The 14,784-nt window shown below is 63.0% G+C and carries 16 protein-coding genes and 5 tRNA genes; 3 read left to right on the top strand and 18 right to left on the bottom strand.

Annotation, left to right across the window (positions count from 1 at the left end; all coding sequences use genetic code 11):
- The 8 genes from EYV96_RS02545 to rlmE form a co-directional block, all read right to left on the bottom strand.
- The gene (locus EYV96_RS02545) at positions 1-762 is read right to left on the bottom strand and encodes a DoxX family protein (protein ID WP_131149942.1); all 762 of its coding nucleotides are present in this window, start codon (positions 760-762) and stop codon (positions 1-3) included.
- A gap of 170 nt (positions 763-932) precedes the next feature.
- Positions 933-1,008: transfer RNA gene (locus tag EYV96_RS02540), tRNA-Lys, on the bottom strand.
- 15 nt (positions 1,009-1,023) lie between these two features.
- Positions 1,024-1,100 (bottom strand) — tRNA-His (locus EYV96_RS02535).
- A gap of 18 nt (positions 1,101-1,118) precedes the next feature.
- Positions 1,119-1,195 (bottom strand) — tRNA-Arg (locus EYV96_RS02530).
- A 26-nt stretch (positions 1,196-1,221) separates the two neighbouring features.
- Positions 1,222-1,298 (bottom strand) — tRNA-Pro (locus EYV96_RS02525).
- 172 nt (positions 1,299-1,470) lie between these two features.
- A tRNA-Arg gene (locus tag EYV96_RS02520) sits at positions 1,471-1,547 on the bottom strand.
- A gap of 317 nt (positions 1,548-1,864) precedes the next feature.
- Positions 1,865-3,811 (bottom strand): ATP-dependent zinc metalloprotease FtsH, encoded by a 1,947-nt coding sequence (gene ftsH / locus EYV96_RS02515; RefSeq protein WP_205746073.1) that lies wholly within the window; start codon positions 3,809-3,811, stop codon positions 1,865-1,867.
- A complete protein-coding gene (gene rlmE, locus EYV96_RS02510; RefSeq protein ID WP_131149941.1) occupies positions 3,808-4,458 on the bottom strand; it encodes a 23S rRNA (uridine(2552)-2'-O)-methyltransferase RlmE in 651 nt (216 codons plus the stop codon). Before rlmE ends, ftsH begins: the two co-directional genes overlap by 4 nt.
- A gap of 84 nt (positions 4,459-4,542) precedes the next feature.
- Here rlmE and yhbY point away from each other — a divergent pair, with 84 nt between their 5' ends.
- Both yhbY and EYV96_RS02500 read left to right on the top strand, forming a co-directional pair.
- Positions 4,543-4,839, top strand: a complete 297-nt coding sequence (gene yhbY, locus EYV96_RS02505; RefSeq protein WP_131149940.1) for a ribosome assembly RNA-binding protein YhbY — start codon at positions 4,543-4,545, stop codon at positions 4,837-4,839.
- 9 nt (positions 4,840-4,848) lie between these two features.
- Positions 4,849-5,223 (top strand): Mth938-like domain-containing protein, encoded by a 375-nt coding sequence (locus EYV96_RS02500; protein WP_131149939.1) that lies wholly within the window; start codon positions 4,849-4,851, stop codon positions 5,221-5,223.
- 49 nt (positions 5,224-5,272) lie between these two features.
- Here the strand turns inward: EYV96_RS02500 and EYV96_RS02495 are convergent, their stop codons facing one another.
- From EYV96_RS02495 to surE, 4 genes are read right to left on the bottom strand one after another with little or no spacing between them, the layout of a single operon-like run.
- Positions 5,273-6,271 carry a peptidoglycan DD-metalloendopeptidase family protein gene (locus EYV96_RS02495; RefSeq protein ID WP_131149938.1) on the bottom strand — a complete coding sequence of 333 codons (999 nt, stop codon included), beginning with the start codon at positions 6,269-6,271 and terminating at the stop codon, positions 5,273-5,275.
- 49 nt (positions 6,272-6,320) lie between these two features.
- Positions 6,321-6,929: a YqaA family protein gene (locus EYV96_RS02490; protein ID WP_131149937.1), complete on the bottom strand. Its 609-nt coding sequence runs from the start codon at positions 6,927-6,929 to the stop codon at positions 6,321-6,323.
- 25 nt (positions 6,930-6,954) lie between these two features.
- A complete protein-coding gene (locus EYV96_RS02485; RefSeq protein ID WP_425478690.1) occupies positions 6,955-7,590 on the bottom strand; it encodes a protein-L-isoaspartate(D-aspartate) O-methyltransferase in 636 nt (211 codons plus the stop codon).
- 46 nt (positions 7,591-7,636) lie between these two features.
- Positions 7,637-8,428, bottom strand: a complete 792-nt coding sequence (gene surE / locus EYV96_RS02480) for a 5'/3'-nucleotidase SurE (RefSeq protein WP_131149935.1) — start codon at positions 8,426-8,428, stop codon at positions 7,637-7,639.
- 219 nt (positions 8,429-8,647) lie between these two features.
- Between surE and EYV96_RS02475 the strand changes: the two genes are divergently transcribed.
- On the top strand, positions 8,648-9,193 hold the full coding sequence (locus tag EYV96_RS02475) for a Smr/MutS family protein (RefSeq protein ID WP_131149934.1): 546 nt from the start codon (positions 8,648-8,650) through the stop codon (positions 9,191-9,193).
- A 235-nt stretch (positions 9,194-9,428) separates the two neighbouring features.
- Here EYV96_RS02475 and truD read toward each other — a convergent pair whose 3' ends face one another.
- Genes truD through eno form a run of 6 tightly spaced genes read right to left on the bottom strand, consistent with a single transcriptional unit; the run spans position 9,429 to position 14,766 of the window.
- On the bottom strand, positions 9,429-10,436 hold the full coding sequence (gene truD, locus EYV96_RS02470; RefSeq protein WP_131149933.1) for a tRNA pseudouridine(13) synthase TruD: 1,008 nt from the start codon (positions 10,434-10,436) through the stop codon (positions 9,429-9,431).
- A gap of 57 nt (positions 10,437-10,493) precedes the next feature.
- Complete coding sequence (mgtE, locus tag EYV96_RS02465; RefSeq protein WP_131149932.1) at positions 10,494-11,936, bottom strand: magnesium transporter; 1,443 nt, start codon at positions 11,934-11,936, stop codon at positions 10,494-10,496.
- On the bottom strand, positions 11,933-12,406 hold the full coding sequence (gene ispF, locus EYV96_RS02460) for a 2-C-methyl-D-erythritol 2,4-cyclodiphosphate synthase (RefSeq protein ID WP_131151460.1): 474 nt from the start codon (positions 12,404-12,406) through the stop codon (positions 11,933-11,935). Before ispF ends, mgtE begins: the two co-directional genes overlap by 4 nt.
- Before the next feature lie 18 nt (positions 12,407-12,424).
- Positions 12,425-13,114, bottom strand: a complete 690-nt coding sequence (ispD, locus tag EYV96_RS02455; protein ID WP_205746071.1) for a 2-C-methyl-D-erythritol 4-phosphate cytidylyltransferase — start codon at positions 13,112-13,114, stop codon at positions 12,425-12,427.
- Between the two features lie 2 nt (positions 13,115-13,116).
- Entirely contained in the window at positions 13,117-13,449 is a 333-nt protein-coding gene (gene ftsB, locus EYV96_RS02450; protein WP_131149930.1) for a cell division protein FtsB, read from the bottom strand.
- A gap of 18 nt (positions 13,450-13,467) precedes the next feature.
- Positions 13,468-14,766: a phosphopyruvate hydratase gene (gene eno, locus EYV96_RS02445; RefSeq protein WP_131149929.1), complete on the bottom strand. Its 1,299-nt coding sequence runs from the start codon at positions 14,764-14,766 to the stop codon at positions 13,468-13,470.
- Positions 14,767-14,784: the final 18 nt, after the last annotated feature.

The following is a 14,784-nucleotide window of genomic DNA, read 5'->3' as shown; positions in this document are numbered from 1 at the left end:
TCACAGACGCCTTAAGGTCGCCTGGTTTCGAGCGATAAGACACAGGACGAGCAACACCGCCAGATACGCCGCCTGGAACAGGGCATCGTAGGCATCGGACCACGGATCGCCATTGTGGACGTGCGTGAGGATTGCGCCGACCATGATGCCCAACAGCATCAGCGACGCAGTCACGCGGCCTTTCAGTCCAGCAAGCAACACCACCAGTGAGCCAGCGATTTCCAAGGCGACTATCGCGTAGTGAAACCAGGCCGGATATCCGGACGCGCGAAAAAAATCCTCCATCTCGACGTTATGGCGCAATTTGCCTACTTCGAACATGAAGAACTTGATGGACACCATGAGCGCGGCCGACGTGATGGATAGGGTCCAGCCCAGTCGCTGTTGCTTCGACCACATCAGTCCGTTCCTTGGCCATATGGCGGCACAGATCAGCACTGCCATGCAGCACCAAAGGACGCCACCAGCGACGACCCACTGATCGGCCATGGCCGCGAAACTGCGATACGTCGAGCGCGTGAACAAGGTCCAGAGTTGGGTGACAAGGATGATGATCGACAGTCCGAACAAGCCTTTCGCTGCAAGTTCGACACTTGCAGTCGAAGCGCCTTCGTTCAAAAGACTTATCCACGCGTCGTCCGGCATCGACTTGCCGGCATCGCCATCCGTGGATTCGGGTATTCCGTCGCGGTCGTGCGAAGTCAACCTGGTGGCTCCGTCAGCAGGGATGGATGCGCGCCGGAGATGCTCGTTGATATCCATACCCTACGTGCAGCAGACCAGCGCGCGCCATCAGTAGCGTCAGTCGGATTAATTCGCAAATGCAGCAAGTCATGTCGGGAGAAAGCATGACGCATCAGCATGCGATTGGCCGTCCATTTGCGCGAGGCCAAAGAAAAAGGCGCTTAGCTTTCGCTAAGCGCCTTTCCAGTTGGTGGGCCGTGTAAGATTCGAACTTACGACCAATTGATTAAGAGTCAACTGCTCTACCAACTGAGCTAACGGCCCGTAAAACTTTAAATTTGGGGTGAGCGATGGGATTCGAACCCACGACAACCGGAATCACAATCCGGTACTCTAACCAACTGAGCTACGCCCACCATAACTTTGTATTGTGTTGGCGCGCCCGACAGGAATCGAACCTGCAACCGTCGGCTTAGAAGGCCGATGCTCTATCCGGTTGAGCTACAGGCGCTTTGCACAATGTGCATCGCACTTGCTTGGTCGGGGCAGAGGGATTCGAACCCACGACTTCCAGCTCCCAAAGCTGGCGCTCTACCAGGCTGAGCTATACCCCGATTTCGAACCCTCGATCGCTTTCGCGACGTCGAAGCTTTGAAATGCTACGGGTGCGGCTTCGCCCAGTCAATCCGTATCGAAGCACACCGAACACATCTTTCGTCCGGTTCCGCATGACGATGTTCTGCCCTGCGGCGCAATCATGATGCGAACATCATGCCCTGCTTAAAATGGCGCGCCCGGAGAGATTCGAACTCCCGACCACCAAGTTCGTAGCCTGGTACTCTATCCAACTGAGCTACGGGCGCGCTGTAAAACGTTTGCCTTGTCGCCTTAACACCGAAGTGTAAAGCGCCGAAGCGAGAAGCGGAATTATTCAGGTTCGAGGCGTTGTCGTCAATACTTTTTGAAGAATTTTTTCATCGGAGGTGAAAGTGTTCATCTCGGATGAGGACGACCCGCCTCAGCGGACGCGCATTGTAGCCACCCCACGACACCTTCGCCTAGGGGTTTGACGCACTTTTGTTTCACTTTTTTGCACTGCCGTGCGCAACCCCATGCGTGCACGCAAAAAAAGAGGGCGACCTGATGGCCGCCCTCTTCTGCAACTTTGCTTTACTCGCCGTCAGGAATGCGTCTGGCGACTCTGCACCGCAGGATCACCCACCTTTCCCGTGTCGCTGCGCGGTGGCGGAGGCGGCGGCGTGGGACCCGGTGAGGCGGTCTTGCTCCAGTCAGCCGGCGGCCCCGGAATGCGACCCGACATGATTTCGTCGATCTGGTGCGCATCGATGGTTTCGTACTGCAGCAGCGCTTCTGCCATCACGTGCAACTTGTCGATGTTCTCGGTCAGCAGCTTCTCCGTGCGCGCGTAAGCGCGATTGAGAATGGCGCGGACTTCTTCATCGATCTTGCGTGCGGTCTCGTCAGAAACGTTCTTGTGCTGAGTGACGGCGCGACCAAGGAACACCTCGTCCTCTTCCTCGCCGTACGTCATCGGACCGAGCGTATCGGACAGGCCCCACTTCGTGGCCATATTGCGCGCCATGCGCGTGGCGCGCTCGATATCGTTCGAGGCGCCGGTGGTGACCTTGTCCTCACCAAAGATGATCGCTTCCGCAACACGACCGCCGTAGAGCGAGCACAGCTGCGACTCGATCGCCACGCGATTCATGCTGTACTTGTCGCCTTCCGGCAGGTACATCGTCACGCCCAGTGCGCGGCCGCGCGGAATGATCGTGACCTTGTAGACCGGATCGTGCTCAGGCACGAGGCGACCGACAATGGCGTGGCCCGCTTCGTGGTACGCGGTCAGCTTCTTCTCGTCCTCGCTCATGGCCATCGAGCGACGCTCGGTGCCCATCAGGATCTTGTCGCGCGCCTTGTCCAGGTGGCTCATGCGCACATCGCGCGCATTCTCGCGAGCAGCGAACAGCGCAGCCTCATTGACGAGATTGGCCAGGTCAGCGCCCGAGAAACCCGGGGTACCGCGCGCAATCGTCATCGGATCCACGTCCGACCCGGTCGGCACCTTGCGCAGGTGCACCTTGAGGATCTGTTCGCGACCCTTCACGTCCGGCAGGCCGACCACCACCTGGCGGTCGAAACGACCCGGGCGCAGCAGCGCGGGATCGAGCACGTCGGGACGGTTGGTGGCGGCGATGACGATGACACCCTCGGTGCCCTCGAAACCGTCCATCTCCACCAGCAACTGATTGAGGGTCTGTTCGCGCTCGTCGTGACCGCCACCCAGGCCGGCGCCGCGATGGCGACCGACGGCGTCGATTTCGTCGATGAAGATGATGCACGGCGCGTGCTTCTTGGCCTGCTCGAACATGTCGCGCACACGACTGGCGCCGACACCCACGAACATTTCAACGAAGTCCGAACCGGAGATCGAGAAGAACGGCACTTTGGCTTCACCCGCGATGGCCTTGGCCAACAGCGTCTTACCGGTACCCGGGGGCCCCACCATCAGCACGCCGCGCGGAATCTTGCCGCCGAGCTTCTGGAACTTGCCCGGGTCGCGCAGGAATTCGACCAGCTCGCCCACTTCTTCCTTGGCTTCGTCGCAGCCGGCGACGTCGCTGAAATTCACCTTGATCTGGTCCTCGCCCTGCAGCTTGGCGCGCGAGCGACCGAAGCTCATGGCGCCGCGACCGCCCGCACCGGCCTGCATCTGGCGCATGAACCAGATGAACACGCCGACGATCAGGATGATCGGCAACCAGTTGAGGAGGAGACCAAGCAGCGAGAAGCCGTTATTGGAAGGCTCCTGGCGCACTTCCACGCCCTTGTCCTGCATCTGCTTGACCACCTGGTTGGTGGAGAAGCCCAACACGGGGGCGACGGTACGGAAAGCGCTGCCGTCCTTCAGTTTGCCGGTGATCGCAGCAGGTTGATCCGCACTGATCATCGCCGTGGACACGTTGCCGTTGTCCACGTTCTGCACAAAGCTGCTGTAAGCAAGGTCGGACGACGACGCGCTGTGCGGATTGAAGCTCTGAAAAATCGTCAGCAGCACGACCGCGATAATCAGCCAGAGCAGCAGGTTTTTAGCCATTTCGTTCATGCACGGTTCTCGCCCGGTTGACCGCCACTGGCCTTCTTTCCCGTGGCCAGTGCATATACCTCACTCGAACGTGCGCGTGAGGCCTTTGGTTTACGCATAGTTACGCGCGAAAAGTCCGCGCGCAAGCTACGAAGGTAATCGTCGAATCCCACCCCCTGGAACAACTTGATCAGGAAGGCTCCCCCGGGTTTCAGCCATTGACGGCTGAAATCGAGTGCCAGCTCGGCCAGGTCCATTGCGCGGATCTGATCGGCCAGGGCGACACCACTCATATTGGGGGCCATGTCGGAGAGCACAAGATCGACCTTTTGGCCCTCCAGGAGGGCCTCCAGCTCGCGCAAGACGCTTTCTTCACGGAAATCGCCCTGCAGGAAGCTCACGCCGCCAATACCCTGCATGGGCAGGATATCCATGGCGATGATGGTGCCGTTGTCTCCCATGCGCTGGCGGACCAGCTGGGACCAGCCGCCCGGGGCGGCACCCAGGTCAACCACGCGCATGCCCGGCTTGAGCAGCTTGTCGCGGTCGATCAGTTCCTCCAGCTTGAAGGCGGCGCGCGAACGCATCCCCTCGGACTGGGCCTTCTTCACATAAACATCATCGAAATGCTCCCGCAGCCAGCGGGAACTGCTTTTGCTGCGAGACATGGTCGGCAACGGCCACAGATAGGGGGAGGGATGGGGCCATGATAACCTTTACGGTCCTGCTCCCGCGAATCTGAGACTGAACGCATGGCCATCTCCCCTTCACAACGCCGCTATCTGCGCAGCCTGGCGCATGACCTCAAGCCGGTCATCCTGCTGGGTAACAAGGGCGCGACCGACGCCGTGCTCAAGGAACTGGACCTGGCGCTGTCCCACCACGAGCTGGTAAAGATCAAGCTTTCCGGCGGCGACAAGGATGAGCGTCAGGAGCAGATCGATTTCCTCGCCAACGGCACGTCGGCCGAAAACGTCCAGCAGATCGGTCATATCGTCGTTCTGTTCCGCCGCAACGAAGACGAGCCGAAGCTCGCCCTGCCCCGCTGATCCACGCGCATGGACCTGTCCCTCGACCGCCCCGGCGAATACCTGTACGTCCGCCGCGTAGGCCCGAACAGCATCACCGTGGTGGACCGCGACTACAGCCGCAGTCTGGTGGTATCGCCCGCTCGCGTACTGGAAGACTGGCCGGTTTCGCATGCGAGCCAGCTGGACGCTGAGCATGTGTCCACGATTCTTGAGCTCAAGCCCGAGGTGGTCATCCTGGGTACGGGCGATCGACAGGTCTTCCCTGCCGCGGCGTTCCTCGCTGGCTTTCTCAAGAAGGGTGTCGGCGTCGAAGTGATGGACAACGCTGCCGCTGCACGCACCTACGACCTGCTGGCCGGCGAAAGCCGCCGCGTCGTCGCGGCGTTCATCCTTCCCGCCTAGAGGCGCCGCCGCGAGGTGATTGGGTGTCCCGCTCGCCCTCGCCACCGCATCAGCGCGGTGGCAGATAACTCATCGGGTCGACGGGATTGCCGTCCTTGCGGATCTGGAACTGCAGTTCCTCCCGCGGTGCGCTGGTCGCACCCATTTCCGCAATCTGCTGGCCAGCACTGACTCGCTGACCTTCTTTCACCAGGCGCTTGCTGTTGTGCCCGTAGGCCGACAGGAAGCTGTCGTTGTGCTTGATGATGATCAGCTCGCCGTAGCCCACCAGGCCATTGCCGCTGTACACCACCACGCCATCGGCGGCAGCACGGACGGGATCACCCGTCTTGCCGAGAATCTCGATGCCGGGAATGGCATCGCCACTCTGGAAACGTTTGCCGATCGTGCCATCGGCTGGCCAGCGCCAGTTGACGCCACCGCTTGAGCGACTGGCACCGGCGGGAACCGCTGCGGGCGGAGCCGGCGGCGGTGGCGCGGAATGCGCGCTGGCAGGCACGCCGGCCACCGGCACCACCGACGTGGTGCTGGCAACGGCGGTCGCAGGCGGCGTGGCCGGCTGCGGCGCCGGCTGGGCCGTCGTGGCGGTGGCTTGTGGCGACGACTCGACACTCTGGAAGCCGGGCGACGGCGTCGGAGCAGGCGTTACGGCATGGGCCGGCGCCGTCGAGGATGTCGCAGGGTGCGCCACGGGCGCGGCTGCCACGGTATGGGCCGGCGGTCGGGCGCCACCATTGGCGGACAGCTTCAGCGTCTGCCCCGGCCAGATGGTGTACGGCGCGGCAATGTTGTTCCAGGTCGCCAGATCTCGGAAGTCCACGCCATTGCGGAAAGCGATCGAATAAAGGGTATCGCCCTGGACCACCCGGTAGGTACCGCCCGGCGCGGATGCGCGCGGCGCAGGCGTCGGCGCCGTGCTCGTGCCTCGCGACGGGGCACGTTCAACGATGACCGAGCGCTGCGGTGGCGGCGTCACGCATGCCGCCAGCGTAAGCGCGATGGCGGCAGGTGCGAGGTAGCGGAGAAATCCTTTCATGGCGGTGAGCATAACGGGGTGACCGCGCATTTTCATGCAGCCAGCGGTCAGCCCTTCGTGATTACTTCAGCCACAGCCACCAGACAGCCAGCCCGGCAAGGATCACCACCGCCGCCCAGCCGATCCATTCGATGTGCTTGTGCAGGATGCGTTCGGCACGTTCGCCAAAGATGCGGATCAGCAGGGCCAGCAGCCACACGCGTTTGCCGCGGCCCACGGCCATGCAGACCAGGAACGGGATAATCGGCACGCCGACGATGCCCGACGCCCAGGTCACGAACTTCATCGGCACGACCGGCTGCAGCGCGGCCAGCGCCAGCACCAGCAGCAACCCAAGCCAATGCTGGTTCATCTGGGTGCGCAGGTTCTCCACGCCCTGTTCGATCGGCGCCAGCAAATGCAGGGCATCGAGCACCGGATGCAGCGCCTGGAAGGCCCAGTGGCCCAGCGCATAGCCGACCAGCGAGCCGAGCAGTGAGAACAGCAAGCTGATGTTGGCGTAGAAAAAGGCCTTGTGACGCTTGCCCAGCATCATCGGCGCCAGCATCACCTCCGGCATGATCGGGAAGATGAAGGCTTCCACGAAGCTCAGGCCGCAGAGGTAAAAGACCGCCTTGGGATGGCGCGCCCAGTTAAGGGCACGCGCATAGAGCGCTCCAAACAAACGCATCAGGGATTTCCTTTCGTGGAGCGCATCAACCGATGCCGCCGAGCAGCGGCACGAAACTTACCGCGCCCAGTTCTTCCTGTATGAAGTCGCCTTGCCCGTCGCCGCGCAGTCGAATCAGCATCTGGCTGCTGGGCGAACCCACCGGCGCCACCAGCACGCCCGTGGGGCTCAGCTGATCGAGCAGCTGCGTCGGAATGGCGTCACCGGCAGCGGTCAGAATGATGGCGTCGAAGGGGGCCTCATCCGGCCAACCCAGCTTGCCGTCATCGTGACGGGAGCGGATGTTGTTGAGGCCCAGCTGGCGGAAGCGGCGGCGCGCCTGCCGGAGCAGTTCCTCAATGCGTTCAACCGTGAACAACTGAGGCACCAGCGACGCCAACACGACCGCCTGATAGCCCGAGCCGGTACCGACTTCCAGCACCTTCTGCGGCATGCCGAATTCGAGCAGCGCCTCGGTCATGCGCGCCACCACCCACGGCTGGGAAATGGTCTGGCCGTGACCGATCGGCAGCGCGGTGTTTTCGTAGGCGCGCGAATGGAGCGCCTGGTCGATGAAATGGTGGCGTGGCAGGTTGCGAATGACATCAATGACGCGCTGGTCGCGAATGCCCTCTTCCTTGAGCTTGGAAGCCAGGCGGTCGCGCGCACGCTGGGAGGTCATCCCCTCCCCTCGCAATGCTGATGGCGGAAGTGGATGCACGTTCACCTCACGCGGCCTTGTCGTCGGCATCGACCATCGCATCGGTCAGGCCCTGCACCCAGGTACTGACTTTCTCCAGCGCCTGGTAGCGGGTCAGGTCGGTATGAATGGGCGTAATGGACACGTAGCCGCGATGGATGGCGTTGAAGTCCGTGCCAGGGCCGGCATCATCGACGTCGCCGGCAGGGCCGATCCACCAGATGGTCTTGCCGCGCGGGTCGGTCTGCTTGATGCAGGACTTGGAGCGGTGGCGCTTGCCCAGGCGGGTGACTTCGTAGCCATGGATCTCGTCCCAGGGACGGTCCGGCACATTGACGTTGAGAATGGTATCGGCGGGCAGCGGATCGACCACCAGGCGTTCCATCACCCGCAGGACGGACTTGGCGGCGGACTCGTAGTGTTCGCCCTTGTGATCCTGGCTGACCAGGGACACGGCAATGGCCGGCAATCCCAGGAAGCGACCTTCCATCGCCGCCGACACCGTGCCGGAGTAAATGACGTCATCGCCCAGGTTGGCGGAATTGTTGATGCCCGAAACCACGATGTCCGGCTCGAAATCGAGCATGCCAGCCAGGGCCAGATGGACGCAGTCCGTGGGCGTCCCGGCAACGCGGTAGTAGCCGTTGTCCATTCGCAGCGCACGAATAGGCGCATCCAGCGTCAGGGAGTTGCTGGCGCCCGATCGGTCCCGATCCGGCGCCACGACGGTCACTTCATGCCCGGCCGCAGCCAGTCGCTCAGCCAGGACGCGGATGCCCGGGGCATCCACACCGTCGTCATTACTAACGAGTACTCGCATCGCTATCCATCTGAATTTGTAGGAATGCCGCCCCAAACTGTCGGCATTCACCATAGACCCTGAAGTCTACCCGAGCGAGGCCCGGGTTTCATGCTGACAGGACGTCGCTTTGGCAGGCTCATCCCATTCTTTTCACCCCTCGGAATGCGCCTTGGGATTTAGGCGGCCACCCGCATAGACTTACAAGGATTACCTACGGCGTCTCCGGCATCCCGCGACATGAAGCGACGGCCTCCCAACCCTGTCTCCGACGACGACACCCGCTTGTTTCGCGAGTCGATCGGCGAGATTCGTCGCCTTGACGAGGTGGCCGCGCCACCGGAAGCGCCAAAGCCCGAACCACGGGCCCACATGCTCGAAGCTGACGAAGCCGCTGTCCCCGCCGAGTTGCTGGACATGGCGTTCGACCCGGGCCTCATGGAAGTCGGCGAGGAACTGAGCTATTTGCGCGACGGTTATCCGCCGAAGCTGCTCCGCCAGCTCAAACGCGGTCAGTTCAGCGTGCAGGACGATATCGACCTGCATCAGATGAATGCGGCCGCCGCCACGGCGACGATCGCGGACTTCCTGGCCGAGGCCCGGCACAACGGGATTCGCTGCGTGCGCATCGTGCACGGGAAGGGGCTGCGGTCGAAGGCGGCGGGGCCGGTGCTGAAGGCGCTGACCGATCGCCTGCTCAGGCGACGCGATGATGTGATTGCATTTGCATCGGCGCGGCCGATGCAGGGTGGGACGGGGGCGGTGGTGGTGTTGTTGAAGGGGTGAAAGTGAGACGAGGCGAGGCCATCACGTCCCCTTGTCTGGTCGTCATTCCCGCGAAAGCGGGAATCCAGGGGCGACCACATGGGGTTCTCGCCCCTGGCGAATAACTCGCCGGCCTTTGCTCAGCTTTGGCACCGTGAGTCACAACTCATTTCATCGCCATTGGATTCCCGCTTTCGCGGGAATGACGACCCTGGGAGGTGGCGACATGACTACGTCGAGTCGCCGACACGCTCCCTCAAACCACCGCCAGCTCCCGCACCACCACCGTCGCATACGCGCCCGCCGGCAGTTCGAAGCTCAACTCCAGCGCATCCTCATCCAACCAGCGCCATTTCAGATCGGTAGGCAGCAGACGCAGTGCACGTCGCTCCTGGTCCATTCGCGCGGCAACCAGCCCGTCGGCCAGATCCTGATTGGCCGCCGCCACCGCGTTCTCGACCTCGGCGGCAGGTCCTTGAGCGGGCGTATCGCCCTGCCCCCAGAGCGGCCCCGACGGATGGATATCGCCACGGGCAACACGATCGGCCAGCGTGGCATCGAACGGTTCCGGTCCGAACCACGAACGTGACCCGGCCAGCGACCAGATCTCACCTTCAAGCGGCTTGTCCCACGCATCGCGCTCGACGCGCTCAGCGAGCACGGCATTGAAGATGTGCGATCGCGCGGCAGACAGCAGAAAGCTGCGCTTGTCACGGTCCACACGCTTGCCACCGAACATGGCACGCGCCTGGGCGATATTGCTGCCCTCGCGCCCGAAACGCTGCTCGCCAAAATAGTTGGGCACACCGCGCGTGGCGATCTGCTGCAGTACGCGTTCAACGGCGTCCCGGTCGCCCTGCGCATTGCGCAGCACGATGACGAAGCGGTTGCCGCGCAACGCACCGCGCTTGAGCTTGCGCTTGTGCCGCGTGGCTGCAAGCACCCTCACTTCGGCGTGAGGAAATACCGACCAATCGGGATCGGGTTTGCCGGCGAGCTGTACGGTGAACGCCTGGCGCGTTACGGCGTGGCGATCCTTCATGCCCGCAAAACCCACGCCCACGGGTGACACTTCAGCGAACTTCGCAAGCTCGCGACCGACCCAATCGGTATTCGCGCCACGCTTTTCCACCCACAGCATGGCGTGCTCGCCTTCGCCGTCGGCCTCATAGCCAAGGAGTTCTTCAACCTGGAAGTCTTCAGGGGTGGCGCGCAGCTGCGCGGTCAACGGCGGCGCGCCGTAGGCGTAGGGAAGCTCGGACATCGTCAATCCTTCGGCCGCGACACGGCCATCATCCGGAAGCCGCTCGAGGCGACATCCTTACATCAGGAACAGGGTCGCCAGACCCAGGAAAATAAAGAAGCCACCGCTGTCGGTCATGGCGGTGATCAATACGCTCGATCCGAGTGCCGGATCGCGACCGGCTCGCGCCATCAGCATCGGGATGCCGACGCCGCAAAAGGCAGCGAGCAGCAGATTCAGTGTCATCGCCGCGGTCATCACCACGCCGAGTGCAAAATTGTCGTAGAGCATCCACGCGACGACGCCGATCACGCTGCCCCAGATCAGGCCATTCACCAGGGATACCGTAATTTCCTTGCGCCACAGGCGGCGCACGCTCTCCGTGCTGACCTGGTCCAGGGCCATGGCGCGGACGATCATCGTGATGGTCTGGTTGCCGGAATTGCCGCCGATGCCGGCGACGATCGGCATCAGGGTCGCCAGTGCGACCAGGTGCTGAATGGAGCCTTCAAACAGGCCGATCACGCGCGAGGCAACGAAAGCGGTCACGAGATTGATCGCCAGCCAGGCCCAGCGATTGCGGAACGACTTCCACACGGAGGCGAAGATATCTTCTTCTTCGCGCAGACCGCCGCGACTCAAGGCCTCGCTCTCACCTTCCTCACGAATCACGTCCACCATGGCGTCCACGGTGATGCGTCCGATCAGGTGGCCATGGTCGTCGACCACGGGCGCAGTCACCAGATCGTAGCGCTCAAACGCCTGTGCCACGTCGTACGCATCGTCGCCGGGGTGGAAGGTGTTGACGTCGGGCGCCATCACTTCGCTCACCATGCGCTCGGGCGAATTGACCAGCAGCCAGTGCAGCGGCAAAACACCGGTCAGCAAGTTGACGTTGTTCACTACGAACAGCTTGTCGGTCTGCGCAGGCAGCTCGTCGAAACGACGCAGGTATCGCAGCACCGTCTCCAGGCTCACATCCTCGCGGATGGTCACCATCTCGAAGTCCATCAACGCGCCGACCTGGTCCTCTTTCCACGACAGTGCCGACTGCAGCTGCTCGCGCTGCTGCGCGTCCAGGCTGGCCATCAGCTCCGGCAGCACTTCGGTAGGGAGGTCTTCGACCAGGTCCGCCAGCTCGTCAGCTTCGAGCGGCTCGACGGCGGCGAGGATTTCGCCCTGGTCCATGTCGGCGATCAGGGTTTCGCGTACCGAGTCCGACACTTCGAGCAGGATCTCGCCGTCGCGATCGGACCGGACCAGCTGCCAGACGGACAGGCGATCCTCTAGCGGCAAGGCCTCCAGGATATACGCGATGTCGGCCGGATGAAGGCCATCCAACTGCAACTGAAGCTCCGCCAGATGCTGGCGATGCAACAGATTGTCGACGATGTCCTGATGCACGCCGTGCTGGGCGTGGGCCACCTGCTCCACCAGCTTCTGCCGGCGTAGCAAATCGATGATGGCTTCCAGCTGCTCGTGCAACCGGTTAGCGGAGCCGCGGGCTTCGGCCTCGGTCATGCGACAACCAGCAGGACGCAGGCCTGGGCTGCAATGCCCTCGCCGCGCCCGGTGAAGCCCAGCTTTTCGGTCGTGGTGGCCTTCACGCTGATGCATTCCACGTCGCAGCCCAGCTCACGGGCAATGATTTCGCGCATGGCTTGGGCGTGCGGGCCTACCTTCGGGCGCTCGCAGATGACCGTGACGTCGGCATTACCCATCGCATAACCACGATCACGCATCATGCCGGCGGCATGACGGAGGAAGACACGGCTGTCCACGTCGCGCCACTGCTCCTGGCTCGGCGGAAAATGGCGCCCGATATCGCCCAGCGCCAGCGCGCCAAAGATGGCATCGCACAGGGCATGCAGGACGACGTCGCCATCGGAGTGGGCTTCCACGCCGCGATCATGCGGAATGCGCACGCCGCCCAGCATGACGTGGCCACCCTCGCCAAACGCGTGGACATCGAAACCCTGGCCGATGCGCATCATCACAATCCCTTCCCCTTAAAGCGTCTTTTCCAGCAGGAATTCAGCCAGCGCAAAATCGGCCGGCGTCGTTACCTTGATATTGTCTTCCGCCCCCTCGACAAGAAATGGCGAAAACCCCGATTTTTCCATCGCCATCGCCTCGTCGCTGACCACCACTCCCTGGGTCGCCGCCGACTGCAGCGCCCGCTCGAGTTCGGCACGGCGGAACATCTGAGGCGTGAACGCGCGCCAGCGATGATCGCGCGGTTCCGTGACTTCACTGCGACCATCGGCGTTTGCCCGCTTGAGCGTATCGCGCAACGGCGCGCCCAGCAGGCCGCCGCCGGCGGCTGCGCCCTGGGCAATCAGCCTGGCGATATCAGCCTTGCGCACGCAGGGGCGCGCGGCGTCGTGCACCAGCACGAAATCATGCCCGGCGACATCGGCAGGCAAGCCACGCAATCCCGCCAGGACCGAATCGCAACGCTCGGCACCACCCAGGACGGTATGTACGGGTTTACCGTGAAGTTCGGTCAGGCCCGGCCACAGCCCGTCATTGGCCCCCAGCACCACCATCAGCCCGGCGATCCCCGGATGCGACCCGAGCCGATCCAGGGTGTGCAGTATCAGCGGGCGCCCCGCCAACGGCAGGTATTGCTTAGGGATGTCTCCCCCTACCCGGGCGCCACGACCGGCTGCCGGCACGACACACCACAGACCGCTCATGCTTATGGCCCGTTGCTGGGGGTTGAGGGTGGCGGCGGCGCGACGCTGCTGGCCGCGCCCGGCTTTTCCACGACCTGGTAGAAGGTTTCGCCCGGCTTGACCAGGCCCAGCTCCGCACGCGCACGCGCTTCGACTGCCTGTTCGCCGTGCTTGAGGTCATCCACGTCAGCGCCAAGCGCCTGGTTGCGCTGGAGCAACCGGGCGTTATCGTCCGCCTGCTTCTTGACGGAAGCGCGAAGCGATTCCACTTCGCGCACGCCGCCGTTGCCGGTCCACAGTTTCACCTGCAGACCGATCAGCACGAGCAACAACACCAGAGCAATCCAGCGCAGCATGGCTCGTCCGTCTCCCGCTTAGCCCGGAAGGCTGCTCAGGTTCGGGAAGGCATGGCGACCGGCGTAGCGCGCGGCCGAGCCAAGCTGCTCCTCGATGCGCAACAGCTGGTTGTACTTGGCAACGCGATCGGTGCGGCACAGCGAGCCGGTCTTGATCTGCGTGGCCGTGGTTGCGACGGCAATGTCCGAAATGGTGGTGTCTTCGGTTTCGCCCGAACGGTGCGACACGATGGCCGCGTACTTGGCGGCGTCGGCCATGGCGATGGCTTCCAGCGTTTCCGACAGCGTGCCGATCTGGTTCACCTTGATCAGGATCGCGTTGGCGATGTGCTTCTCGATGCCCTCGCGGAAGATCGCCGGATTGGTGACAAACAGGTCGTCGCCCACCAACTGCACCTTCTTGCCGATGGCGTCGGTCAGCAGCTTCCAGCCGTCCCAGTCGCCTTCGGCCATGCCGTCTTCGATGGTGACGATCGGGTACTGGCGGCTCCAGTCGGCCAGCAGATCGACGAACTGGGCCGGCGTGTAGATCTTGCCTTCGCCTTCCAGGTCGTACTTGCCGTCCTTGAAGAACTCCGAGCTGGCCACGTCGAGGCCGAGCAGGATGTCGCTGCCGATCTTGTAGCCGGTCGTGTTGACGGCTTCGAGGATCGTGTCGAGTGCTTCGACGTTGGAACGCAGGTTCGGGGCAAAGCCACCTTCGTCACCCACCGCCGTGTTCAGGCCCTTGCCCTTCAGCACGCTCTTGAGCGCGTGGAAGATTTCGGTGCCGGCGCGCAGCGCCTCGGCGAAGCTCGGCATGCCGACCGGCAGCACCATGAATTCCTGCACGTCGACGTTGTTGTCGGCATGCGCACCGCCGTTGATGATGTTCATCATCGGCACCGGCAGCGTGCCCGGCTTGCCGTGCGACAAGTACTTCCACAGCGGCTCACCGCGCGAAGCGGCCACGGCGTGGGCAGCGGCCATGGAAACACCGAGCAGAGCGTTCGCACCCAGGCGCCCCTTGTTCGGGGTGCCGTCGAGGGCGATCAGCTTCGCATCCAGACCCTTCTGGTCAGCCGCATCGAAGCCCTTCAGCGCGTTGGCGATTTCGCCATTGACGTTGCCGACCGCCTTGGTCACGCCCTTGCCCAGGTATCGGGACTTGTCACCGTCGCGCAGCTCCACGGCTTCGCGGGTACCGGTGGACGCGCCACTGGGCACGGCCGCACGACCGAAGCCGCCATTGGACAGCGTGACCTCGGCTTCAAGCGTGGGATTGCCACGCGAGTCGAGGATTTCACGGGCGTGGATGCGGGTGATGTCAGTGCTCATGCAGATCCTGTCGTAAAG

It is taken from the genome of Dyella terrae (genome assembly GCF_004322705.1).
Taxonomy (GTDB): Bacteria; Pseudomonadota; Gammaproteobacteria; order Xanthomonadales; family Rhodanobacteraceae; genus Dyella_D; species Dyella_D terrae.
Note: the sequence above shows the minus strand (reverse complement) of the source record. Positions and strands in the feature narration are given on the sequence as shown.